Genomic DNA, 19,616 nt, shown 5'->3' on the forward strand with positions numbered 1-19,616 from the left:
CTGCCATCATGACAACTCGCTGCGGACACCTCAGCGACACTAGTCTTCTCAACGCCTGGAACCCTGGAGCAACAGACAATGAACGCATGGAGGAAGTCATCGCTGCGGGTGACCAAGCTTCGCGCCGCTCACCCCGGCGGCCTACATTCGCCCCCGGCATTTGAAGTCATGAGCCTTGTGCTTCTCTCGAGTCTCGTTGGGTTCCTGTTTCCGATGGAACTCCGCGCTGCGGAGTCCAACCCCATGGCAGCGGCAAGGCCAGCGACCCTCCCAACCACTTACGACGCGATCATAGAAGACGCTGCGAATCGTCATGGCGTGAGCGCCGCAATGGTGCGAGCCGTGGTGAAGGTGGAGTCCAACTTCAAGGCCGACGCTAGGTCGCCCAAGGGCGCGCTCGGCCTGATGCAATTGCTACCGAGCACCGCGCTGGAGCTGGGCGCGACCACGTTATTCGACCCTCACACCAACATCAATGCCGGTACACGTCATCTCAAACGCTTGCTCGATCGGTACTCCGGATCCGCGCAACTCGCGCTGGCGGCTTACAACGCTGGCCATGGCGCCGTCGAAAAATATGGTCGTACGATTCCACCGTACCCCGAGACGGAGGCCTACGTGAAGAAAGTGCTCGCGCATATGGGCTCGCCCTACCTGACCCACCCGCCAATGCCACAGCGTGCCGGTGTGGCATTGACTTCCCCTGAGCGCAATACATCGCCGCAGCTGCAGCGGATTGGTTCCTTTATCGGAACGATCCTAACTAGCGGCGGCTCGAAGTCCGCACGCACGGACAGCCCACCCACGCCAGCGGGCACCGCCGCACTCGGGCCCGCCAGCATAGTCGGTGGCGTTTGGACCAACATCGGCAACGTTGGCCATAAGGAATTTCCATGAAGACTAGACCGCCGCTTCCTCATCTCCGTGGTTCGATGGCCAGATTGAGAAAATTCGTGTTGGCGTCGTCACTAACATCCATTCTCGTTTCTGCCTCCATCTCGGCGATCGCCCACGCTAATGGCGTCGTCTCATCCGATTTCTCGTTCTCGTCGCGGGGCATCAAGCTCAGTGCTCTGCTTAAGGACATCGGTTCGAATTTCGGCATGCCAGCTGTGATTAGCCCCGAGATCAACGACACCTTCATCGGCACGATCGAAGGGAGGACAGCCCAACAGATCCTCGAAAGGCTTTCGCGACTATACAAGCTCTCTTGGTACTACGGCGGCAACATTCTGTATGTGTACAAGGCAGAGGAAATGCGCGCGGACGTTTTCAATCCGGCGCATCTTAGCGCGGAAGAAATTATTTCGTATATCCAGTCCGCCGGACTGACGAACGGTGGAGCGTGCAGCGCGCGGGCGGTGCAGGCCTTTAACGCTGTGGAGTTCTCGGGCGTTCCCATCTGCATGGAAAGAATGCTGAAGCTGTCAAAGGAAGTCGATCAAAGGCAGCTGCAGCAATCCCAGACCAAAGAGATCGTGCGCGTGTTCCCGCTGAAGTACGCCTCTGCGATCGATGTCTCGTACGCGTATAGAGATCAGCAAGTCAAGATCCCCGGCGTGGTGAGCGAGCTGCGTGAGATGATCAAGAGCCGTGGAATCGCTGCACCCACCAACGGGGGCCAAGTGGCGCCGGCCGCGGGCACCGAGACTACTTTTTCGGCTGACACACGAAACAATGCAGTTATCGTGCGCGATCGACAGTCGAACATGGACATCTACGCCGAACTGATCCGCCAGCTCGATCAAAAGCCGCAGCAAATCGAAGTGTCAGTCGCTATCATCGACGTCGACTCCGGAGATCTCCACGAACTGGGCGTCGACTACAGTGGCCAGGTCTCTTTTGGCGGCGCCAAGGTCGGATTCAATCGAAGCGCGACGGAGGACAACGGTGGAACTTTTTCCGCGCTGTTGAACAATTCGGCGGAGTTCTTCGTCAAGGTAACGGCCCTCGAGCGCAATTCCAAGGCGAAGATTCTATCTCGGCCGTCGATCGTGACCCTCAACAACGTGCAGGCCGTGCTTGATCGCAGTACGACCTTTTATACCAAGCTCGAAGGAGAACGCGTTGCGGATCTCGCCTCCGTCTCGACTGGTTCGCTCCTGCGCGTTACGCCGCGGATCGTCGATGGCGAGAGCCACAAGGAGGTCCTTCTTACGCTTGATATTCAAGATGGCCGCCAGGAGGGTGTCACCAACAACATTGAGCGTCTGCCGCAGGTCAAGAACTCGGGCATCGCCACACAGGCAATCCTCAAGCCAGGACAGAGCCTGCTGCTAGGCGGCTTTGTTGAGGAGAAGCATCGCGAAGGCACCACCAAGATCCCGCTGCTCGGGGATCTTCCGTTGATCGGCAGCCTTTTCCGAAGCCACGCGAAGGAATCGGCGAGCATGGTCCGACTCTTCGTCATCAGGGCAGAACCTCATGCAACCTGACATTGCCGTCGATGCAGTTCCCGCCAATGGTACCGCCCTGGAATCTGCAGGCGGCGAGCCACTCCAAGCTCCAGTCGAATGCGTAGCCTATCAACTGAAGTTCCTGTCCGGTCCCCTGCTGGGACATTCGCTTGCATTGCCGGAAGGCGACTTCCTGATGGGGCCGATGGACGCCGACGTCCACGCGGAGACCGAGGGGCGCCATAGCGCACTGTTCTCGACCTCGAGGAACGGGGTCGCGCTGATGACATCCGCCCCTTGTTGGATCGATGGCCGGCGAACGAGAAAGCTGCCTAACCCGCTGCCCTGCCAGACGCCGATCGATATCGACGGCATTACCGTCGCCCTCGCGCCCGCGCGGGACACGGTGACCCCAGACACCGTGCCCCGCCGGCGCGACGGTGTGCGCTGGCGCCGCCGCTTGCGCCGCGTGGCAACGACGACCCTGGCCCTGGCGCTATCGTACCTGACCGGAATGGGCGTGTGGCAGTATGCCAATCAAATGCCGCGCGAGATTACAAAAGACGCCGGCGCCGCCGCGACCGACAGTTGGCAGGAAGCCGCAAGCAAGCTCGGGATTAAGACCGGGCATACGGTGTCCGGTGCAGTATCTCTGTCGGGACAGTGCACGGCTTCCGAACAGCGCGACCGTGTCATTAAACTGCTGCGGAGCGCCCACATGCCTTACGTGGACAGCACGCTTTGTCAGGACGAAATCGAGCGTAACGTCAGGGCGGCGCTGCGAATGCACGGCTACGCCGACGTCAAGGTCGCGCCGGGAAACCAGTACGGCACGGTCTTTATCATGGGCCGCATCCTGTCAGACGATCGCTGGAAAGGCGCCGTAGCTACGCTATCAAAGATCAGGGGGCTTCAGACCTGGAGCGTGGAGGACGATAGCGCATCGCACGTCCGGCGCCTGATAGAGGTGCTCAGGCGGTCACACATGGGAAACAAGCTCAGCGTGGCGCGCGAAAACAATTTGGTGCTGCTAACGGGCACGCTATCGGAAGACGAGCGACAAAGGCTCGACACGACCATCGCGAAGTTCTCGGCTGAGCATCCCGACGCCAGTCGTGTGATCTACCAAAACATTCCTTCGGCGAGCGTGCAGACGTCGGTGTTCTCGTCCCCCGTCGTCAGCTTCGGGGAGCGAAACAAAGCCGCGTTCATCGATCTTGCAAACGGCACTCGTGTCACGGCAGGCAGCCGCCTTCCGTCAGGCTATCTCATCGCGCAGATGGACCGTCAGGGCATTGAACTCGAGCGGGACGGGGACGTCATCTACATGCCGCTGAATCTCTGAAACACCCTTGCAAACGGTAGCCGTCCAACGGACAGCGTTCTTAACGACGGCGTTGCCTTCAGGCGCCAGTCGAGTTTTGACGTTCTACCGCTGAGGGTGATCCGGATCCGCTCCAACGGAATATAGATACTCCGTCCCGCTTTCATCGATACTGGTAGGGCTGGCGGCTTGCTGCCAGCGAAGGCGGGACATGCACCCGTGGACTACGAACATTCCGACCCAAACGCCTGGACGTTTACCGCTTTAGCTCCGAGTCCCCGGGTGCGCTTGCGCTCGATAACGAATACTCAGGGTTCGCCGTCGCACCGGCTTACTATATTGCCTTCGCTGATCGCAAGCATGCATGTCCCTGCCAAGTAATCTATCACTTGTGGAGGTTCACATGGCAACTCTGTTGAACCAGCAATTCAAGGCCTTCGTCGGCATCGACTGGGCAGATACCAAACATGACGTTTGCCTTCAACCAGCCGGTGTGGACAGGCGGGAGTTTGACTGCATCGCCCACCAGGTTGCACGCATTGATGAACCGCCCCGGGTTTCGTGGAGGCCCCGTGGCTTGAGTCAGGCCGATATGGCCTGCTGCTCAAGTTGGCAATAATAGTTGGCTTCGTACTCCGCTGGCGGCACGTATCCCAGCGGTGCCATCAGGCGGTGATGGTTGAACCAGGATACCCATTCGAGCGTCGCCATTTCCACTGATTCCTTGGTTCTCCAGGGCGCTCAGCGGTGGATCAACTCAGCTTTGTATAGCCCATTGATCGTCTCCGCCAGCGCGTTATCGTAGGAGTCGCCTTTGCTGCCGACAGAAGGCTCAATGCCGGCCTCAGCCAAGCGCTCGCTGTACCGAATGCTGACGTATTGCGAACCGCGATCGGAATGGCAGATCAGTGCATCGTCGCGCCCGGGCCGCCTGGCGTACAGGGCTTGCTCTAGGGCATCGAGCACAAAGTCCGTTCGCATCGAACTGCTTACCCGCCAGCCAACGATGCGCCGGGCAAACACGTCGATCACAAACGCGACATACAGCCAACCCTGCCAAGTCGAAACATACGTAAAGTCCGAAACCCATAGTTGGTTTGGCCGCTGCGCGCTGAACTGCCCCTTGACCAGGTCCAGTGGGCACGGCGCTTTGGCATCGCCGACCGTGGTGCGCACCACCTTGCCTCGCATGACGCCACGCAAGCCATGGCGGCGCATCAGACGCTCCACGGTACAACGTGCCACAGGAACCTTCTCGCGCTGGAGCTGACGCCAGACCTTGTCGGCCCCATAGACCTGCATGTTGGACTGCCAAACACGTTCGATGGACGGCACCAGCTCTGCGTCACGTTTTGCCCGCGCGCTGCTCAAAGCCGGATTGCGCTTTATTGCCGCGTAGCGGCGATAGCCCGACGGGGCAACCTGCAGCACCCTGCAGATCGGCTCGACCCCGAACGTGCCGCGGTGCTCATCGATAAAATCCCTCAAGATTTGAATCGGCCGTCGAGCTCCGCCTGGGCAAAAACCGCACTGGCCAGCTTCAGGATCTCGTTGGCCTTGCGCAATTCGCGAACCTCTCGCTCAAGGTCCTTGATGCGTGTGGCTTCCGCCGTGGTTGTGCCCTCGCGCTGGCCACTGTCGCGTTCATGCTGGCGCACCCAAGTCAACAAGGTCTGCGGCGTACAGCCGATCTTCGCCGCGATCGACACCACCGCAGCCCACAGCGATTCGTGCTCGCCACGATGCTCGGACACCATACGTACTGCACGTTCGCGAACCTCGGGGGAAAACTTCACTGACTTCTTCATGGCTCCATAATGGGATGGTCCCCTCCACCCCACGAGCGAGCTACGCTGTGGGTACCATCTTTTCGGAGGTTGTCATGCAAAGCGTAACGTTGGTTGGAATAGATCTCGGTAAGCACTCGTTTCATCTTCACGGTCAAGACGGGCATGGCAAGGCTGTATTTCGTAAGAAGATGAACCGCAAGCAGCTATTCGAATTCTTCGCCACGTTCCACACCTGCTTGGTGGCTATGGAAGCATGCGCTGGCGCCCACTACATGGCGCGCAAGCTGAGCGCATTCGGGCACCGGGTTAAACTCATCTCGCCGCAGTTTGTGCGTCCATTCGTCAAGAGTAACAAGAACGACTTCGTGGATGCGGAGGCCATTTGCGAAGCCGCATCTCGTCCAGCCATGCGGTTCGTAACTCCGAAGTCCGAGTCACAACAGATACACGGGCTCCTGCTTGAATTCGGCATCAGCATACCGGTGGGCAAGGCCGCCATTACCAAGCTGCCTGCTGTACTCGCCGAGCACCCGTTGCCGCCACACTTTGTCAGAACGATCGAGCGCCTGCATAGACACTTCAAGTATCTCGGCGATGAGATCGCCGAAACCGAGAGGGAGATTGACCAGCAGCTCGCCGACGATGACCTCGGCCAGCGTCTGTTGAGCATTCCTGGAGTAGGCCCTATCACGGCTAGCGTTTTGACGTCAGAGATGGGGGACGGCAAGCAGTATGGCTGCAGCCGAGACTTCTCGGCGTCTATCGGACTGGTGCCAAGTCAGTACAGTACTGGCGGCAAGGCAAATCTGCTCGGGATCAGCAAGAGAGGCAATAAGAATATTCGGCGGCTACTGGTGCCGTGTGCCAGGTCCTACATGAAAAATCTGGACCGCCAGACCGGCTGTCTTGCGGACTGGGTGCGGACCATGCTCGCGCGCCGGCACTCCAATGTTGTTGCCTGCGCACTGGCCAACAAGCTCGGTCGAATAGCCTGGACGCTGGCGACGCGCAATACCGTATTCGATGCACGGGCGATGCCCGTGTCAGCCTAACCTATCGATCAATTTGCAGTCTACCCACCTGGCTTTGCGATCGCTGAAATGATGACGTGAACGGCACAACAGCCTGACGGAAAACCTGTTGAGAGAATTGGCCTTCGAAGCCGCCTCCATTTTTAGGACCATCAGGCGCGAATCTCATCGTGGCGCGGGGACTCGTCCCAACGACGCCGGATAGATTTGGGCAAGCCAACTACGAAGTCAGAATCGGCATTGCAAAAACGGAGGGGACCATAGATTCTCTCAAGAGTTGGAGCCTCCTCAAATCCCGGGGCGGTTCAGTCACGAAGCGATGGCAAAGACGGGTAAGACCGTGGTTGGCACAGCCCGCGCCGGGTGAGGCACCAAGAGTGCGTGTAAGCGATCGAGGTGTGGGTGGCGGACGTAAATTGCATGGTAGTCGGACTCCAATGCTCACCTGCCCTTCGCCAGGTGCAATCGGATGACTCCTGCTGGTAATGCTTCCGATTGCTCGCATGGCTCCCGTGAGCGCAAACGAATCAATGGAGAGAAGCCGGGCGCCCTCCGTCGTTCTCCTGCCTGTTCGCCGAGTGCGGTACCTAGACTTTTTCCTGGTATGCTCCTAATTTCCGCATCCACTCAATCTGGTCGACAATGAAGCGGCCGAACACCTCCTGCATCGACGCGAGCGACAGCCCGCTAAGTGATAAGGATAAATGCATCACGACCATGCCACTCGATTCGTCGAGAGACAATATGCCCTCGCGCTGCCTGAGTGCGATGAGGCTTGATGCCAGCATGCTTCGCAGCACGCTGGCATCAAGGTTCTCGGGAAGCGTCTCGGCAATCATGCCGATCATAACCAGACAGTGCCGCTCCTCGTCTTTTCGAAACGTAATTGGCCTGCTGGCATCGATGCAAAGATGACATAGACCGTCTGCGTCGAACGTGAGGTCTGTAATGCCAATCGCTGTACCGAATTCGGCCAGCAATTGATCAAATGAGTCGAGATTTTTCACTAGTACCACTGACGCCTTCCCATTGTTTTTTGAACAAAGATCGTTTCAACGCGATCGCGCACAAATTTAATTATCCGATGGTGCATCAATGCGCTGACGGGCTCCGGAACTAGCGACCAGATGGCGGATCTGTCGCTCCATGAACCGGTCCATTCGGTCCATGATCAACGGGTTTCCCGAGTACTGGGCAAGCTTGTGAAGAGCGAAGTATTTGCGGCTCAATCCTATATCCGTGAGGACCGCCTTTACCAATTTCCTCGCGAGCGTGGCCTCGGAGGACCGGCGGGCAAGCATCTCCACGGTCATGCTGACGTCCTTGTCGAGTTGGCGACTTCTGGCCATCGTGGCATCGGCGTCCGGTGCGGCCACATTCCGATTCTTGTGTGAAAGATAGCCTTGCCAGATCGCACCAGCGATCAAGGAAACAACTGCACCTCCCACTAGGAGCCAAGGGTTAGCGCCCAAAACTATGATGGCCACCAGCGTAGCGGCACCACATGAGGCCGAAACTACGCCGTACGCGATCCGGCGTTTGGCATCCTTCAATTCATTGGATTCCTTGGACTCATTGTTGAGTGCCTGCGCCAGCAATCGTCTCGAAACCTGCATAGCCTCGAAGATCCCCGAACTCACGGCAACATGTCGCTCGTAGCGGGCGGCGCGCAACGCTCCTTCGATACAGCCCGGCCCATACTGCTTACGCTCGGCTAAGACTGCCTTTACACCACCAGTTTCCTGTGATTGGGCCACGCAACGATCCAAGTTGCGGGCAACGCTCGCGATCTTGCCCAATACCTTCCCGCTTTTTTGGACGTCTGCCCTCGCCACATGATAAGACAGGCCTCCGATCACGATATTTGCGACGCCCATCCCGACGACCGCCGCCGCGCCCCCAACCGATGCCGACACCGCGTGTGTGATCAGCTTACCGGTAATGCTGGCGACGTTCCCGGCCTGCAGCACCACATCTCTCAGAAATGCGACGCGATAGCCAAGATATTTTCCTTCCACGTTATCAAGTGTTCTCGCCTCTTCACACGCGATCATGGCGGCGAAGCCGGACTCCATATCTGTGGCGACCGTAGCAACGGAATCAATAACGGCCCAATCTTCGGGGACCGGTCTAACATGCCGATGCCGAAATCTGTCAGCAAGCGCATACAGTCTATTTCTCTCGTCAATATTGCTGTTAACATGTTCGCGATTCTCAGCCATTTCACTGACAGCTTTGTAGAAATTTTTTATGCCGATCGGTATCTGGATTGCAGACATGATTAAGCCAATTCCGGCCAAGATGTCGCTGGACAATGCAACTTTGTCAACTTGGATGGGAGGCGCCCTGCCAAATAGCGCTGTAACCTTGTTCACGAAGTCGCCGGCAGTAGAAAGCGCTGCACGGGCTGCCGACACCGTTGTCCAGGCACCATAATACGCGACATAGAACCGTCCCATGGAAGCCTGTGGCTTCGGTAGGGCATCCAACGGCGATGCGCAGTAATTGATCGCACCTATCATAATAAAAGGCTCCAGTAGCATCCGAACATCAAGCGCGCGGTACCGCCGGTTCAAATGCCGCGATAATCCCTCTTTCTAACGCGAGGCGGAAGTAGAAGACCATGCTGCTTGAACAGCCGGATACAGCGCCCATCCTTCAGTTGGTCGTGCATGGCCATCGACCTACGGCGTTCACCGAGACTCACGCCGTCAACGGCTCCGGCGCCTGACGCACTAATCGCCTGCGCGGCCTGATGCAGGTTGAGTAAATCCTTCTATGTAAGCGCCTCTGCAACGATCTACGCCTTGATCTTCTCTTCGACATCCATCTCGCGCAGCCGGGCGTCCCCCGCCCCAAGCTCGCCATCAGCGCGACTCGCCCACCTCGCCATACTCTCCGCGGCCGTTATAGAACGTCGCCGTGCTAATGCCCATCTCGCGGCAAATCTACAGCATCGTCAGGCCCGACTCCGCGCGCTTGAGCGCCTCCATGATCTAGCTGCCCCCAACTTCGACTTCTTAATCCATAGACCTTCCTTTGTTGGAAAATTTTTCCTGCCAGTCCCGTTTATCCAGCGGGCTGATTACCCGCCTCCGGGCCGGGCCTTGGACTGCCCCGCCGGGAGGCTCCTACGAACCTAAATGTCGACCAATTACTCCGAGACGAGTGGCACCGGTGCAGCGACTGCCTCTGCCTCTGCCTTTGCCTTTCCCTTTCCCTCTGCCTCTGCCTTTGCCTCTGCCTTTGCCTCTGCCTTTGCCTCTGCCTCTGCCTCTGCCTCTGCCTCTGCCTCTGCCTTTGCCTTTGCCACTGCCTCTGCCTTTGCCTCTGCCCTTGCCGCTTCCGCGAGCACCGTGGCTTTTCCAGCCCGGATAACCGTATCGGCTTCCTCGCCAGTCACGCCTATCAAGCCTAGCAGCGGGCGGCTGTTATCCAGAACTTGGAAGGGGTTGGCTGCAGCGGCGATATCCGCGTCTTTAGTATTTAGCGTCAGCATCATCAACGTCGCCACCCCCGCGAGCCTATAACCTAGAGAATTTTTGCCGCTCAGTCCACCGCTTATTACTCTCAAGTTCTGATATGTGGTGAGCAGCTCGTCCCGGGAAATGCCGGCTTCCGATATTTCGCCACTGATCTTCTCAATCGCCTCTGCGATGTCGTCGGCGCCGTACCGAGTCGCCCCGCGCTCCCTATGCAATGCATCGAGGCAAGCGTCCAATCTCGTCAGCATGTAGTTGAACACAGGCAGCGATCCGCGAAGTTGCGGGACCAATGCAGAATTCCCGCACGCCTCAATGCTAAGCGTGAGCTGTTCCACCAAAAGACGGTTTCCTTCCGCGATCAGCGAATTCTTGACGCGCGCTCGATTCAGATCCCCCAGTTGCTTTTGGGACCCCGCAATCCTCTCATCGCATTCGGCGAGAGACTTCAAGACGCGCGTTTCCTTGTCCCGAGCCTGCTTCAGTTCCAAATGATCGTTTTCCACATTCGTCAGCAAGGCTCGCGCGATTTGCATATTGTCGCTCGCCTCTCGGAATACAGGTCGGTAGCGGCATTCAGAAGGACCGTCCTTCGAGCTGAGGTATGCTACCCGTTCACCACGTCGCTCCTCGGACATCTGGGCGATGATATTTCGCTGACGGAGCAATTCAGTATGGCGAGAATCTTCCCCGGCATCCGTAAGTCCATGCTCGCTAGCGACCTTCAGCTCGTCGATTTCCGCAGTCAAATTCCGCAGAACCTCGCGAAGATCACTGAACGGGCCGAATTCGCCCCTGATGAGATCTTCTGCAATCGTATACGCGTCTTGCAAGTACTTGCGGCGCTTTTCTTGTTCCGGGCTGATTCCGGTATCACTTTCCGCGAGTAGGCTATTTAACTCTCTGCTCTGCTTGCCGCCCTCGTCGACGAAGCCTCGGAGAAAAACCCTGACGTCTGCGCCCCGGATTGCCGCTTCAATGGCCTTCTCAACCGCCCGCTCGTACTTTCGGAGTTGGATGACCTGCGGCTTGACGTCCTCGCTATTGTGGATCAAACGTTTGATCTCATCGATCTCACGCTCGGTATCTACCAACTCGTTGTAGAGGACAGCCCTCTCCGTTATCAATGGACCAATGGCACGTTCGACGTACTTGACTTCCCGCGTGAGTGCATCGGCCTTCCATGCTTGTGGACGCGCCATCGACGCGAGTTGGCGTCCCGGCAAGATCGCCTTGGCGTTGAACGCTCCAGCGTTGACACTCGTGAAGTGCTCTTGCCCGTCCCGTCCCGCGCAAGCCTTCGACGGGTTGACGTCACCCCGGCTTTCCGCGAGTGCTACCGCTTGGCCTTTGTCAAGGGCTCCCGTCTCGAAGCGGATACCCGCGCGTCCACACACATCGGACAGAATGTCCTTCAGCCACTGCATGAGCGTCCGGGCTTGTGCTGGAGTCGCGAGCTCGCGCGCAACAGGCACCGAAGCGTCGCCGGAGTGATGCCACGCCATGAGGTCCATGCGCAGCATCGGACCATGTTTAGTAGATACGCCAGCCTGCGAGATCTCGAAACGCATATCCGTTCTCAGCACCGGCTTGCCATTAAACACCTTACGGTCGCCGCCGCCTGCCTTTGAGCGGCAGGTGTCCCACTCGGAGGACTTGTGAACGCTCAGGATTCCGTCCTTCTCGGTCGAGATGTTGAGCGACTGCCTTGTAGGCGCCTCGAATTCATAGCCGCTCGCCGCGCGGGTGACGGCGGTGACATCGGCCCCCATCACGTCCGACGCCGTTATTGCTTCCACGACCTTGGTCCCAAGCGCCTCTTTACGCTCGATGGAACCTGCGCCAATCAGCTTTTCTGTCAGCTGCCGGACGATCTCGAGACCCTTTTCGGTGTCGGTCATCTTCGGATTCGAGCGGACCACTTCGAAATCCTGTTGGCGACCGTTCACCATGATGTCTACGTTGCCATTGGCCACACGCTCGTAGATGCCCGCGTAATCCGTCACTTTGCTTTTATTGGCACGGCGCGCCTCGGCGGCCTCCGCCGATTGCAGCTCCAATGCACTGAGGATTCGAGGTGCTGTTGCCGCATTGGCTGTTGTAAAAGTCATAAAAGAACTCACTTCCTGATTGATAGTATTCGATGAAAATAAAACATGCGCTACGCCGATATTTAAAATCGCTTTCGACATAACTTGATTTGCACGGCAAACTAAATTGCGCGCTGCCTTTATCAGGCTAGCATCAACGAGGCGACATTCTTTCGATATCGGTTCGACATTTGAGTTATTCTTCGCAGGATGCTGCGCCGCAGGTGGCGGAAGGTCAACGTTGTGGAGGTAGTGGTTTTGCCCCCGAGCTTCCGGACACGGCATCACACCAAGATTGATGATTGCTTTACGTCTGAACTCGCGAGGCGGGCGGTACTTCAGCGCGCTATGTGGGTGGGCGTCTCTCGTTGTAATGTTCGAACGCAACCGCCAAGTTCTAGCTGGATTTGCCCCCGTACTTCCGGACACGGCATCACACCAAGGTTGATGATTCCGCTTTACGTCTGAACTCGCGAGGCGAGCGGTACTTCAGCGCGCTATGTGGGTGTTTCTCGTTGTAATGTTCGAACGCAACCGCCAGGTTGCGAACAGCGGTTGCGGCGTCCGGCTTGGGCATGAAGGCAACGTAATCGCGCTTCATCGTCTTGACGAAGCTCTCAGCCATGCCATTGCTCTGAGGACTACAAACCGGCGTCGTGAGCGGCTTGAGTCCAATGCCACTGGCAAATGCGCGGGTCTCGTGGGCAATGTATCCCGAACCGTTATCGCTTAGCCATTCAATCGATGCCGGCGCCGCGTCGACATTGCCAAACCGATGTTCCACAGCCGCAAGCATAACGTCGCGGACATCGTTCCCGGTATAGCCGCCCGTGGTCGCAACCCAGCTCATCGCCTCCCGGTCGCAGCAATCCAACGCGAAGGTCACCCGCAATGGCTCGCCGTTCTCACACCGGAACTCGAAACCATCCGAGCACCAGCGCTGGTTGCTTCGCGCCACCGCAACCCGGCCGTCATGTCGTCGCGTAATGCTGGGACGTTTCGGTCTGCGTTGCAGCAGCAAACCGTGAACGCGCATGACTCGGTAAATGCGTTTCACGTTCACCGGCTTAGTGCCAAGCGCCTCACGCTGGCTGCGAATCAAGCCCCAAACGCGCCGGTAGCCGTAGCTCGGCAAATCGGCGACGGCATGCTGGATTTCCGCCACCAACTCCGCGTCGTCTGTCTGCACGGCACTGCGCCCATCCTGCCAGTCGGACGAGCGTGCGCGCTTCACCGTAATGTTCGAGCGCGCAACACCGAGGACATCACAGACCTGCTTCACAGGTCGTCCCCCGGCAATGATGGCGAGCGCGCTATCCATTTTTTTGCCCGACCGTACTCCACTGCTTCCTTCAGGATTTCAACTTCTACGGTCTTCTTGCCAAGCAACCGCTGCAGCTCGCGAATCTGCCTGAGCGCGTCCGCTAGCTCCGAGGCCGGCACCACTTCCTCGCCTGCCGACACCGCCGACAGACTGCCGCCCTGATACAGCTTCTTCCAATGGAATAACTGGTTAGGGTTGACGCCGTGCTGGCGAGCCACCATTGATACGGTCTTGCCCGGCTCCAGGCTCTCTCGAACCATCGCCGCCTTTTCCTGCGCAGACCACCGCCGCCGACGCTCCGGCCCCGTCAATACTTCCATCACTTCCTGCTCACTATTAGGTCTAAACACAGTCGTATGAGCTCATTGCCTCCCGGTCGCAGCAATCCAGCGCGAAGGTCACCCGCAATGGCTCGCCGTTCTCACACCGGAACTCGAAGCCATCGGAGCGCCAGCGCTAGTGGCTTCGCGCTACCGCAACCCGCCCGTCGTGTCGTCGCGTAATAGGGGGGGCGTTTCGGTCTGCGTTGCAGCAGCAAACCGTGCACGGGCGACCCGGTAGACGCGCTTCACGTTCCCCGACCCGATGCCGCTCGCCTCTCGCTGGCGACGAATCAAGCACACGCGCGCTGAGCGCGCCGCCCCAACTCGGACGCAGGCACCACTCCCTGCCCTGCATTGGCCGCTGATAGGCTGCCGTCGTGGTCCAGCTTGCGTCATTGAAAAAGCTGGTTCGGATTGACGCCACTGGCACGCCCCCATCGATACCGTCTTGCCCGGCTCGCAGTTCTTGCGCACCATCCCAAGCTTCTCTTCAGGGACCACCGCCGCCAGCGCTCCGGCCCAATCCACACTTCCACTAGTCCCTTCTTCGTCTTGGTCATATACACAGTCGCATGCCTACCCGCTCTTGTATGCGGGTGACCGTGTTCGGCTGTTTAGTGGGCCGCTCCACCTGGCAGTTGCCCAGAACTCCGGCCGGCAAGCATACAGGCGCTTGGTCTGCCTGCAATCTGGTGCCGTAATAGTCCATGCGCAACCAAGCGCCGCAACACGTGCGCAGAGCCGTGTCATCTGTCAGGTAGTGCGGCCCGTTTTCGACACCTCCCGTTGGGTAAGACCGATAGTAATGCACGAAAACCACAATAAAAGATCGCGAAATATGACATTCTCTCAATGTAGATGTGAATCACGTTCGTGCCATCCAATCTTATTGGCGCATCAAAAGATACGATGTTGCGTGACGTCAAAATTTATGTGTATTTCTCGCGGGATATGAATGATATCTGAACTATATTTATTCTGGGCTATTTCTGTGCTGTTATCCGCGTGCTTCATTTTTTACGGCATGGACTTGCGACGCAAGAAAGATTCGCGCAACCTTTCCCCGGTTGTATTGCAAGTTTTGATGAGATCATGTTCACTCGGGCTTATTTTGGGCTACGTTGTGATGGCGATGAACGTAACATCAGTCGGATTTCCAGAATGGTTGGGATTGGCCCTGCTACTGTTTGGTGTGACCTTTGTCGCCATGGCGAAACGCGCGCTGGGTAGAGCTCACACATTCACAGGTCAGTGTCTCGCACGGCCTTCGTTAGTTACGAATGGCGTCTATAGCGTGACTCGCAATCCTCTTTACGTTGGGGTTTTTCACTGCGAACTGGGTGCCACCGTTGTTGCAATACATCAGCTTCCACTCCAGTTCCCTCAGTTCGCCAACTACATTTTTTTGCTATTGACACCTGTCCTCCTGTTCGTTGTTGGTTTTAACCTGGTAATGGCCCGCAAAGAAGAAAAATATCTCGAAAGCTATTTCGGGGATGAATATCGCGCATACAGGAAGCGCGTACCATTCTTGGTCCCGTCAGCCCGAATTTTTCTGCGAGGGATGCAATGACGAACGAAGCTAATAGGTACGCCTCCCAATTGCGTGGTGCCCCTGCGGCGGCCGCCGCGCGCGAGACGTGGTACGCAAACAAGCCATTCCAAAGCCACTTGCTGAACGCATATACGTTCTTAATCCCAGACGGAGAGCGGTTCATCATCCGCACGTGCAACCGTTATCTGGATCGTGCGGATCCCTCTTTGGCCGAGGAGGTGAAATGCCTTTTCCTACAGGAGGGATCGCATTCACGTGAGCATGCGAGGCTCGTCCGAGCTATGGCGGAACAGGGAATGACGGAGCCCTGGTTCCTCAAATTCGCCAACTTTTTATCTTACAAAGTCCTTGAGCCGCTTAGCACCTCTCCTCTGCGCCTGGCGACCGCAGCGGCAATTGAGCATCACAACGCGATAATTTCCATCCACTTTTTGAGCGATAGCTTGCTCCGGGATGTGAGAGACACAGAACTTCGAAGGCTTTTCCTCTGGCACTTTGCAGAAGAGATTGAGCATAAAGAAACGGTCTACAAACTACTCCATGTCGTGACGCGGTCGTGGCTCGTGCGCATGCTAGGGCTGTTGGTCAGCAGTTGTACGTTTCTCGCTTTCTTGGGGATCGGTGCTGCCATGCTAGGCATGAGATCTGGCTCAGCGCTGACGGTGGGTTACTGGACTGACCTAATAAAGAGTACGTTTGGGAAGAACTCGCTCGCGCGGAAGCTCTTCCGGGGGTCCTTGTGCTATCTGAAGCCTGGCTTCCGCCCGTCGGTCGATGAATCTTCAAAACTTATGAACGATGCCTTCGCGGAATTGTCGCGCTTGGCCGTCGAGCCGTCGAGCCAAGCGAAATCCGGGGAGGCCGGGCGGGGCGGCGCAATACCACCCAAGTTCTTGATCCGGATGAACCGGACGATGCAGCGTCTGGAGTCTATGCGGAGCCGATACGAGTTTTTCTTTGATCGTATCGACCAATACGACGGTGCATGGGTCGTGAATCAAGGCAAGCGCAAACTCAACTTTTGCACGTATTCTTATCTCGGATTGCTTAGGCACCCAAAGGTTGACCGCGCCGCCATTCGCGCAGTAAAGCGCTATGGAACGGGAACACATGGGGTGCGACTGCTTGGAGGGAACCTCGATATCCACGAACAACTCGAAGCTCACCTCGCCAAGTTCTTCCGACGCGAGTCAGCGATCTCGTTCAGCTCGGGCTTCATGACGAACCTCTCGGTCATCGGCACGCTTGCCGGTAAAGCTGATGTCGTCCTGTACGACGAGTTGTGCCATGCCAGCATCGTCGATGGTGGACGATACTCGCATGCACAGATCGTAAAGTTCCCACATAACGATATGGGTGCGCTCGAGACTCATCTACGCATGCTGCCGGCTTCCAGCCGCAAGCTCGTGGTCGTCGATGGCGTATACAGCATGGACGGCGATATCGCTCCGCTGGATCTGTTGATCGCACTGAAAAGTCGGTACCCGAATACCATGTTGATGGTCGATGAGGCGCACAGTCTCGGGGTGCTAGGTGACACCGGTCGAGGCATCGAGGAGCATTTCGACTGCATCGGTGAGATTGACGTACTGATGGGTACGATGAGTAAGACGCTCCCAGGGCAAGGTGGCTATATAGCTGGCTCGGATGACCTCGTGTCTTTTCTGCGCTTCAATGCGCGGGGGTTTATCTTTAGCGCACCTGTATCGCCAGCGACGTCGGCAGCTGTCAAGGCGGGCTTGTCGGTGATAGAGAGGGAAGGTCGGATGCGTCGCGCCCGGCTAATGACCAATGTATCGTACTTCATTCATCGGCTGAGGGACGAAGGGTTCGAGGTCGGTAACACCCAAAGTGCGATTATTCCGATTTTAATGCGCGACGAAAAACTTGCCTTTGAGGTCGCCCGTCTTTGCAATCTGCGTGGGGTCTATGCAATGCCCGCCGTGTATCCAGCAGTGCCCAAGGGGACGGAACGCCTGCGGATGAACGTAACCTATGACCACACGCGCTCCGATTTGGACTTCGCGATCGCCGCGCTTTTGCACGCCAGGGCTGCCGTCCAAGCATAGGTTGTCCGCTGACAATGGGGACTCGGGAAGCGATGAAAAACCTTCAATCAAATCTCCCGGCACCCGTAAGTGGTGACGGCGCTGTCGACTTGTGCCAGCATGTCTCCAAAGGTGAGTCGTCTCTCCTTTGACTCTTTTCGAGTAACAATCGTAAGCGGTCGTTAAACGACGCCTCTCAGGGGTGTCGGCATGGTCCACGGCAGAAGCGCGGCGTAGTCGTCGGCAGTGGTTGCCAGAGGCAGCTTCCTGAACAGCCAGACGAGGTATTGGTACGGGTCGATGCCATTGGCCTTGCAGGTCTCCACCAGTGAGTAGAGGTTTGCACTGGCATGGGCACCGGCCACCGTTGTCGCGAACAGCCACCCCTTCCTACCCAGAACAAACGGGCGGATCGCGTTCTCGCACGGATTGTTGGAGATGGGCCAGGTCCCGTCTTCAATGTAGCGCACGAGCTTGGGCCACTGGCCGTGGAGATACTGCATCGCCTTACCCAGCAGACTGCTTGGCACGACGATCGGCAGTTGCTCTCGCAGCAGCGCCTCGATGGCATGCAGCACGCGCTCGCTGTAACGTCGACGAAGCCGTTGCCGGCGCGCCGGCGTCCAGGTTGCCGAACGCGCTTCCGCGGCGAACAGCCTGCCGACGAGTTTGACGAAGCGCGTGGGCACCAACTGCGGCGTGCGTGCGGCCTTCGGCACTGCCTCCTCGGCCGTAATGAAGCCACGGCGCGCATGGGCCCAGCAACCGAGGTGGATGAGCTGGTTGTCGAGGGCCAGGCCGTTATAGAGCGCGTAGCCCTCATTGTCCACGCAGTCATTCAAATAGCTTTTTATCATTAAATTTTTTCGCGAAATAACGCAAAATAAATACTAAATATCTATTTTCGCAAAAACGTTGCGACGTGCTTTAAACTAACTTACAGTATCGAATACTTTTCACACGGGGGCTTTTGGCATGTTCTCTAGAGTTATTTTTCCGCTCGCAGTTGCACTGGCTGTGGGTCTAATTGGTTGGCACAACCTGGTCTCTGCCCACACGCAAGAGTGGTACGCCGACAACATTGAGGCGGCGAAAGAAAAGGAAGCCGAATGTCGCCGCCGACTAAAGGCCGATGAGCAACTTACCAAGGAAGAGCTCGCTGAATGTCAGCGAGCCGGCGCCGCCGTGTTTCGCCAAGGGAAATTTGTCAAGAGCCTGCCGCGCACGTGGTAACCGTTGACCTAGCCGGCAGCATCGAGAATTCCATGGGCAGTACCTTCAATCAGTCAGAAGCATCTCGCGAACTGCAACCGCTTCCATGAGTCGATCCACCGAACCGTAGAGGGTATGCGCGTTCATGTTATGGAGGTCAAGGTAGCCCAATGCCTTTCGCCATTCCGACCGTGGAAGCGTGAATTTCACAAGGACGTCCTGAGTCGAATCCCGATGCGCGAAGGCGTCGGTATGTTCGCTGATCTCGTGGCGACCATCGCTACCCTGCCTTCGAAGACAAATGGTGTACTCGGCTTGCTGAATATAATGCCGTGGGGCGGTACGGGTGTACGGTCCGAGGGAATAGATTGTCGGGTTGCCGGGCGACGTAGCCTTTCCTCTTCCCGTAGCCTCTAGATAGGCAAACACCGCAACGCGCTCATGTTTGTGCTGGAAGGCGTCGGAGTAGGCGAAGAACGCGGCGATATATGGAGAGCGCGTCCAGTCGATAAGCGGTGAGGGAAACCCGTGGTGACGCAGGTACACGAGGTAGGAGTACTCGTCCGGCCGCGCGTTGAACACGAATGGTACTGCCGCGGCTTGCTGCAAGTCTTTGTCGAATTCGTGTGGCGGCCGAATGTCCCATTTTTCGCCCGTTGATGACTCGATGACGTAACGTGGTGAGTATGCGTGCGCGTAGTATTCCTCCAACGTGGCGATACGGGGCGCGAATCGCTCGAGCGCGCTGGTGATTTTCCATCCGCTATTGGCTTGCCCACGGAAGAGCCAATTGGTCGAGCCCAAGTCGGCAGTGTCTGCGATCTCCTGATCGATAAACTTAAGCTTTTCGACCGCCCGATGGAACTGGGACCAATCCTCCAATCCCACTTCAAAGAGTTCGGCCGAGCGATCGGTGATCGTCCGCAATGTCAGCTCATCGAGCGGCACTCGCTTGAACAGGGGAATCGCCATATTGCGCACCTCGGTAAATGAGTACGCAATCTTGCCATGCCGTGGTTAGTGGGGATGCCCCACGCTGGT

General features: G+C 57.4%; 13 protein-coding genes, 2 pseudogenes and 1 other annotated feature. Of the genes and pseudogenes, 7 read left to right on the forward strand and 8 right to left on the reverse strand.

Going from position 1 to position 19,616, the window contains the following annotated elements; translation table 11 throughout:
• Positions 1-168: 168 nt before the first annotated feature.
• From LDO41_RS31035 to sctD, 3 genes are read left to right on the forward strand one after another with little or no spacing between them, the layout of a single operon-like run.
• Positions 169-897 (forward strand): lytic transglycosylase domain-containing protein, encoded by a 729-nt coding sequence (locus tag LDO41_RS31035; protein ID WP_223995256.1) that lies wholly within the window; start codon positions 169-171, stop codon positions 895-897.
• Positions 894-2,435, forward strand: coding sequence for an EscC/YscC/HrcC family type III secretion system outer membrane ring protein (locus tag LDO41_RS31040; protein ID WP_223995257.1), 1,542 nt, complete (start codon positions 894-896; stop codon positions 2,433-2,435). The genes LDO41_RS31035 and LDO41_RS31040 overlap by 4 nt, the downstream gene beginning before the upstream one ends.
• The gene (gene sctD / locus LDO41_RS31045) at positions 2,425-3,741 is read left to right on the forward strand and encodes a type III secretion system inner membrane ring subunit SctD (RefSeq protein WP_223995258.1); all 1,317 of its coding nucleotides are present in this window, start codon (positions 2,425-2,427) and stop codon (positions 3,739-3,741) included. The genes LDO41_RS31040 and sctD overlap by 11 nt, the downstream gene beginning before the upstream one ends.
• A 561-nt stretch (positions 3,742-4,302) precedes the next feature.
• Here the strand turns inward: sctD and LDO41_RS31050 are convergent.
• A pseudogene (locus LDO41_RS31050) lies at positions 4,303-5,528 on the reverse strand (IS3 family transposase).
• Positions 5,134-5,250: a sequence feature (AL1L pseudoknot), on the reverse strand. Its footprint overlaps the pseudogene before it by 117 nt.
• Before the next feature lie 74 nt (positions 5,529-5,602).
• On the opposite strand from LDO41_RS31050, the gene LDO41_RS31055 reads away from it, so the two are divergent.
• Positions 5,603-6,562, forward strand: a complete 960-nt coding sequence (locus tag LDO41_RS31055) for an IS110 family RNA-guided transposase (RefSeq protein ID WP_223995259.1) — start codon at positions 5,603-5,605, stop codon at positions 6,560-6,562.
• 566 nt (positions 6,563-7,128) lie between these two features.
• Here LDO41_RS31055 and LDO41_RS31060 read toward each other — a convergent pair.
• The 5 genes and pseudogenes from LDO41_RS31060 to LDO41_RS31080 form a co-directional block, all read right to left on the reverse strand.
• Positions 7,129-7,548, reverse strand: a complete 420-nt coding sequence (locus tag LDO41_RS31060) for a CesT family type III secretion system chaperone (protein ID WP_223995260.1) — start codon at positions 7,546-7,548, stop codon at positions 7,129-7,131.
• Between the two features lie 66 nt (positions 7,549-7,614).
• Complete coding sequence (locus LDO41_RS31065) at positions 7,615-9,063, reverse strand: hypothetical protein (RefSeq protein WP_223995261.1); 1,449 nt, start codon at positions 9,061-9,063, stop codon at positions 7,615-7,617.
• A 632-nt stretch (positions 9,064-9,695) separates the two neighbouring features.
• Positions 9,696-12,215 carry a coiled-coil domain-containing protein gene (locus tag LDO41_RS31070; RefSeq protein ID WP_223995263.1) on the reverse strand — a complete coding sequence of 840 codons (2,520 nt, stop codon included), beginning with the start codon at positions 12,213-12,215 and terminating at the stop codon, positions 9,696-9,698.
• Between the two features lie 331 nt (positions 12,216-12,546).
• Positions 12,547-13,757 (reverse strand): IS3 family transposase gene (locus LDO41_RS31075; protein WP_223995265.1). Its coding sequence is split into 2 segments (ribosomal slippage): positions 12,547-13,442 and positions 13,442-13,757, totalling 1,212 coding nucleotides; the frame shifts between segments, so codons are not numbered across the junction.
• A gap of 40 nt (positions 13,758-13,797) precedes the next feature.
• A pseudogene (locus LDO41_RS31080) lies at positions 13,798-14,296 on the reverse strand (transposase); the annotation flags it as partial.
• Between the two features lie 419 nt (positions 14,297-14,715).
• Here LDO41_RS31080 and LDO41_RS31085 point away from each other — a divergent pair.
• Together LDO41_RS31085 and LDO41_RS31090 are read left to right on the forward strand one after the other, a co-directional pair.
• Complete coding sequence (locus LDO41_RS31085; protein WP_223995267.1) at positions 14,716-15,333, forward strand: methyltransferase family protein; 618 nt, start codon at positions 14,716-14,718, stop codon at positions 15,331-15,333.
• Complete coding sequence (locus LDO41_RS31090; RefSeq protein ID WP_223995269.1) at positions 15,330-17,384, forward strand: aminotransferase class I/II-fold pyridoxal phosphate-dependent enzyme; 2,055 nt, start codon at positions 15,330-15,332, stop codon at positions 17,382-17,384. The genes LDO41_RS31085 and LDO41_RS31090 overlap by 4 nt, the downstream gene beginning before the upstream one ends.
• Before the next feature lie 161 nt (positions 17,385-17,545).
• On the opposite strand, the gene LDO41_RS31095 is transcribed toward LDO41_RS31090, so the two are convergent.
• Positions 17,546-18,238 carry an IS66 family transposase gene (locus tag LDO41_RS31095; RefSeq protein ID WP_290370935.1) on the reverse strand — a complete coding sequence of 231 codons (693 nt, stop codon included), beginning with the start codon at positions 18,236-18,238 and terminating at the stop codon, positions 17,546-17,548.
• Positions 18,239-18,338: 100 nt separating this feature from the next.
• Here LDO41_RS31095 and LDO41_RS31100 point away from each other — a divergent pair, with 100 nt between their 5' ends.
• Complete coding sequence (locus tag LDO41_RS31100; RefSeq protein WP_223995271.1) at positions 18,339-18,596, forward strand: hypothetical protein; 258 nt, start codon at positions 18,339-18,341, stop codon at positions 18,594-18,596.
• Between the two features lie 45 nt (positions 18,597-18,641).
• Here the strand turns inward: LDO41_RS31100 and LDO41_RS31105 are convergent, their stop codons facing one another.
• The gene (locus LDO41_RS31105; protein WP_223995273.1) at positions 18,642-19,547 is read right to left on the reverse strand and encodes an FRG domain-containing protein; all 906 of its coding nucleotides are present in this window, start codon (positions 19,545-19,547) and stop codon (positions 18,642-18,644) included.
• Positions 19,548-19,616 lie beyond the last annotated feature (69 nt).

This window comes from Cupriavidus pampae, from assembly GCF_914271485.1.
GTDB classification, from domain to species: Bacteria; Pseudomonadota; Gammaproteobacteria; order Burkholderiales; family Burkholderiaceae; genus Cupriavidus; species Cupriavidus pampae.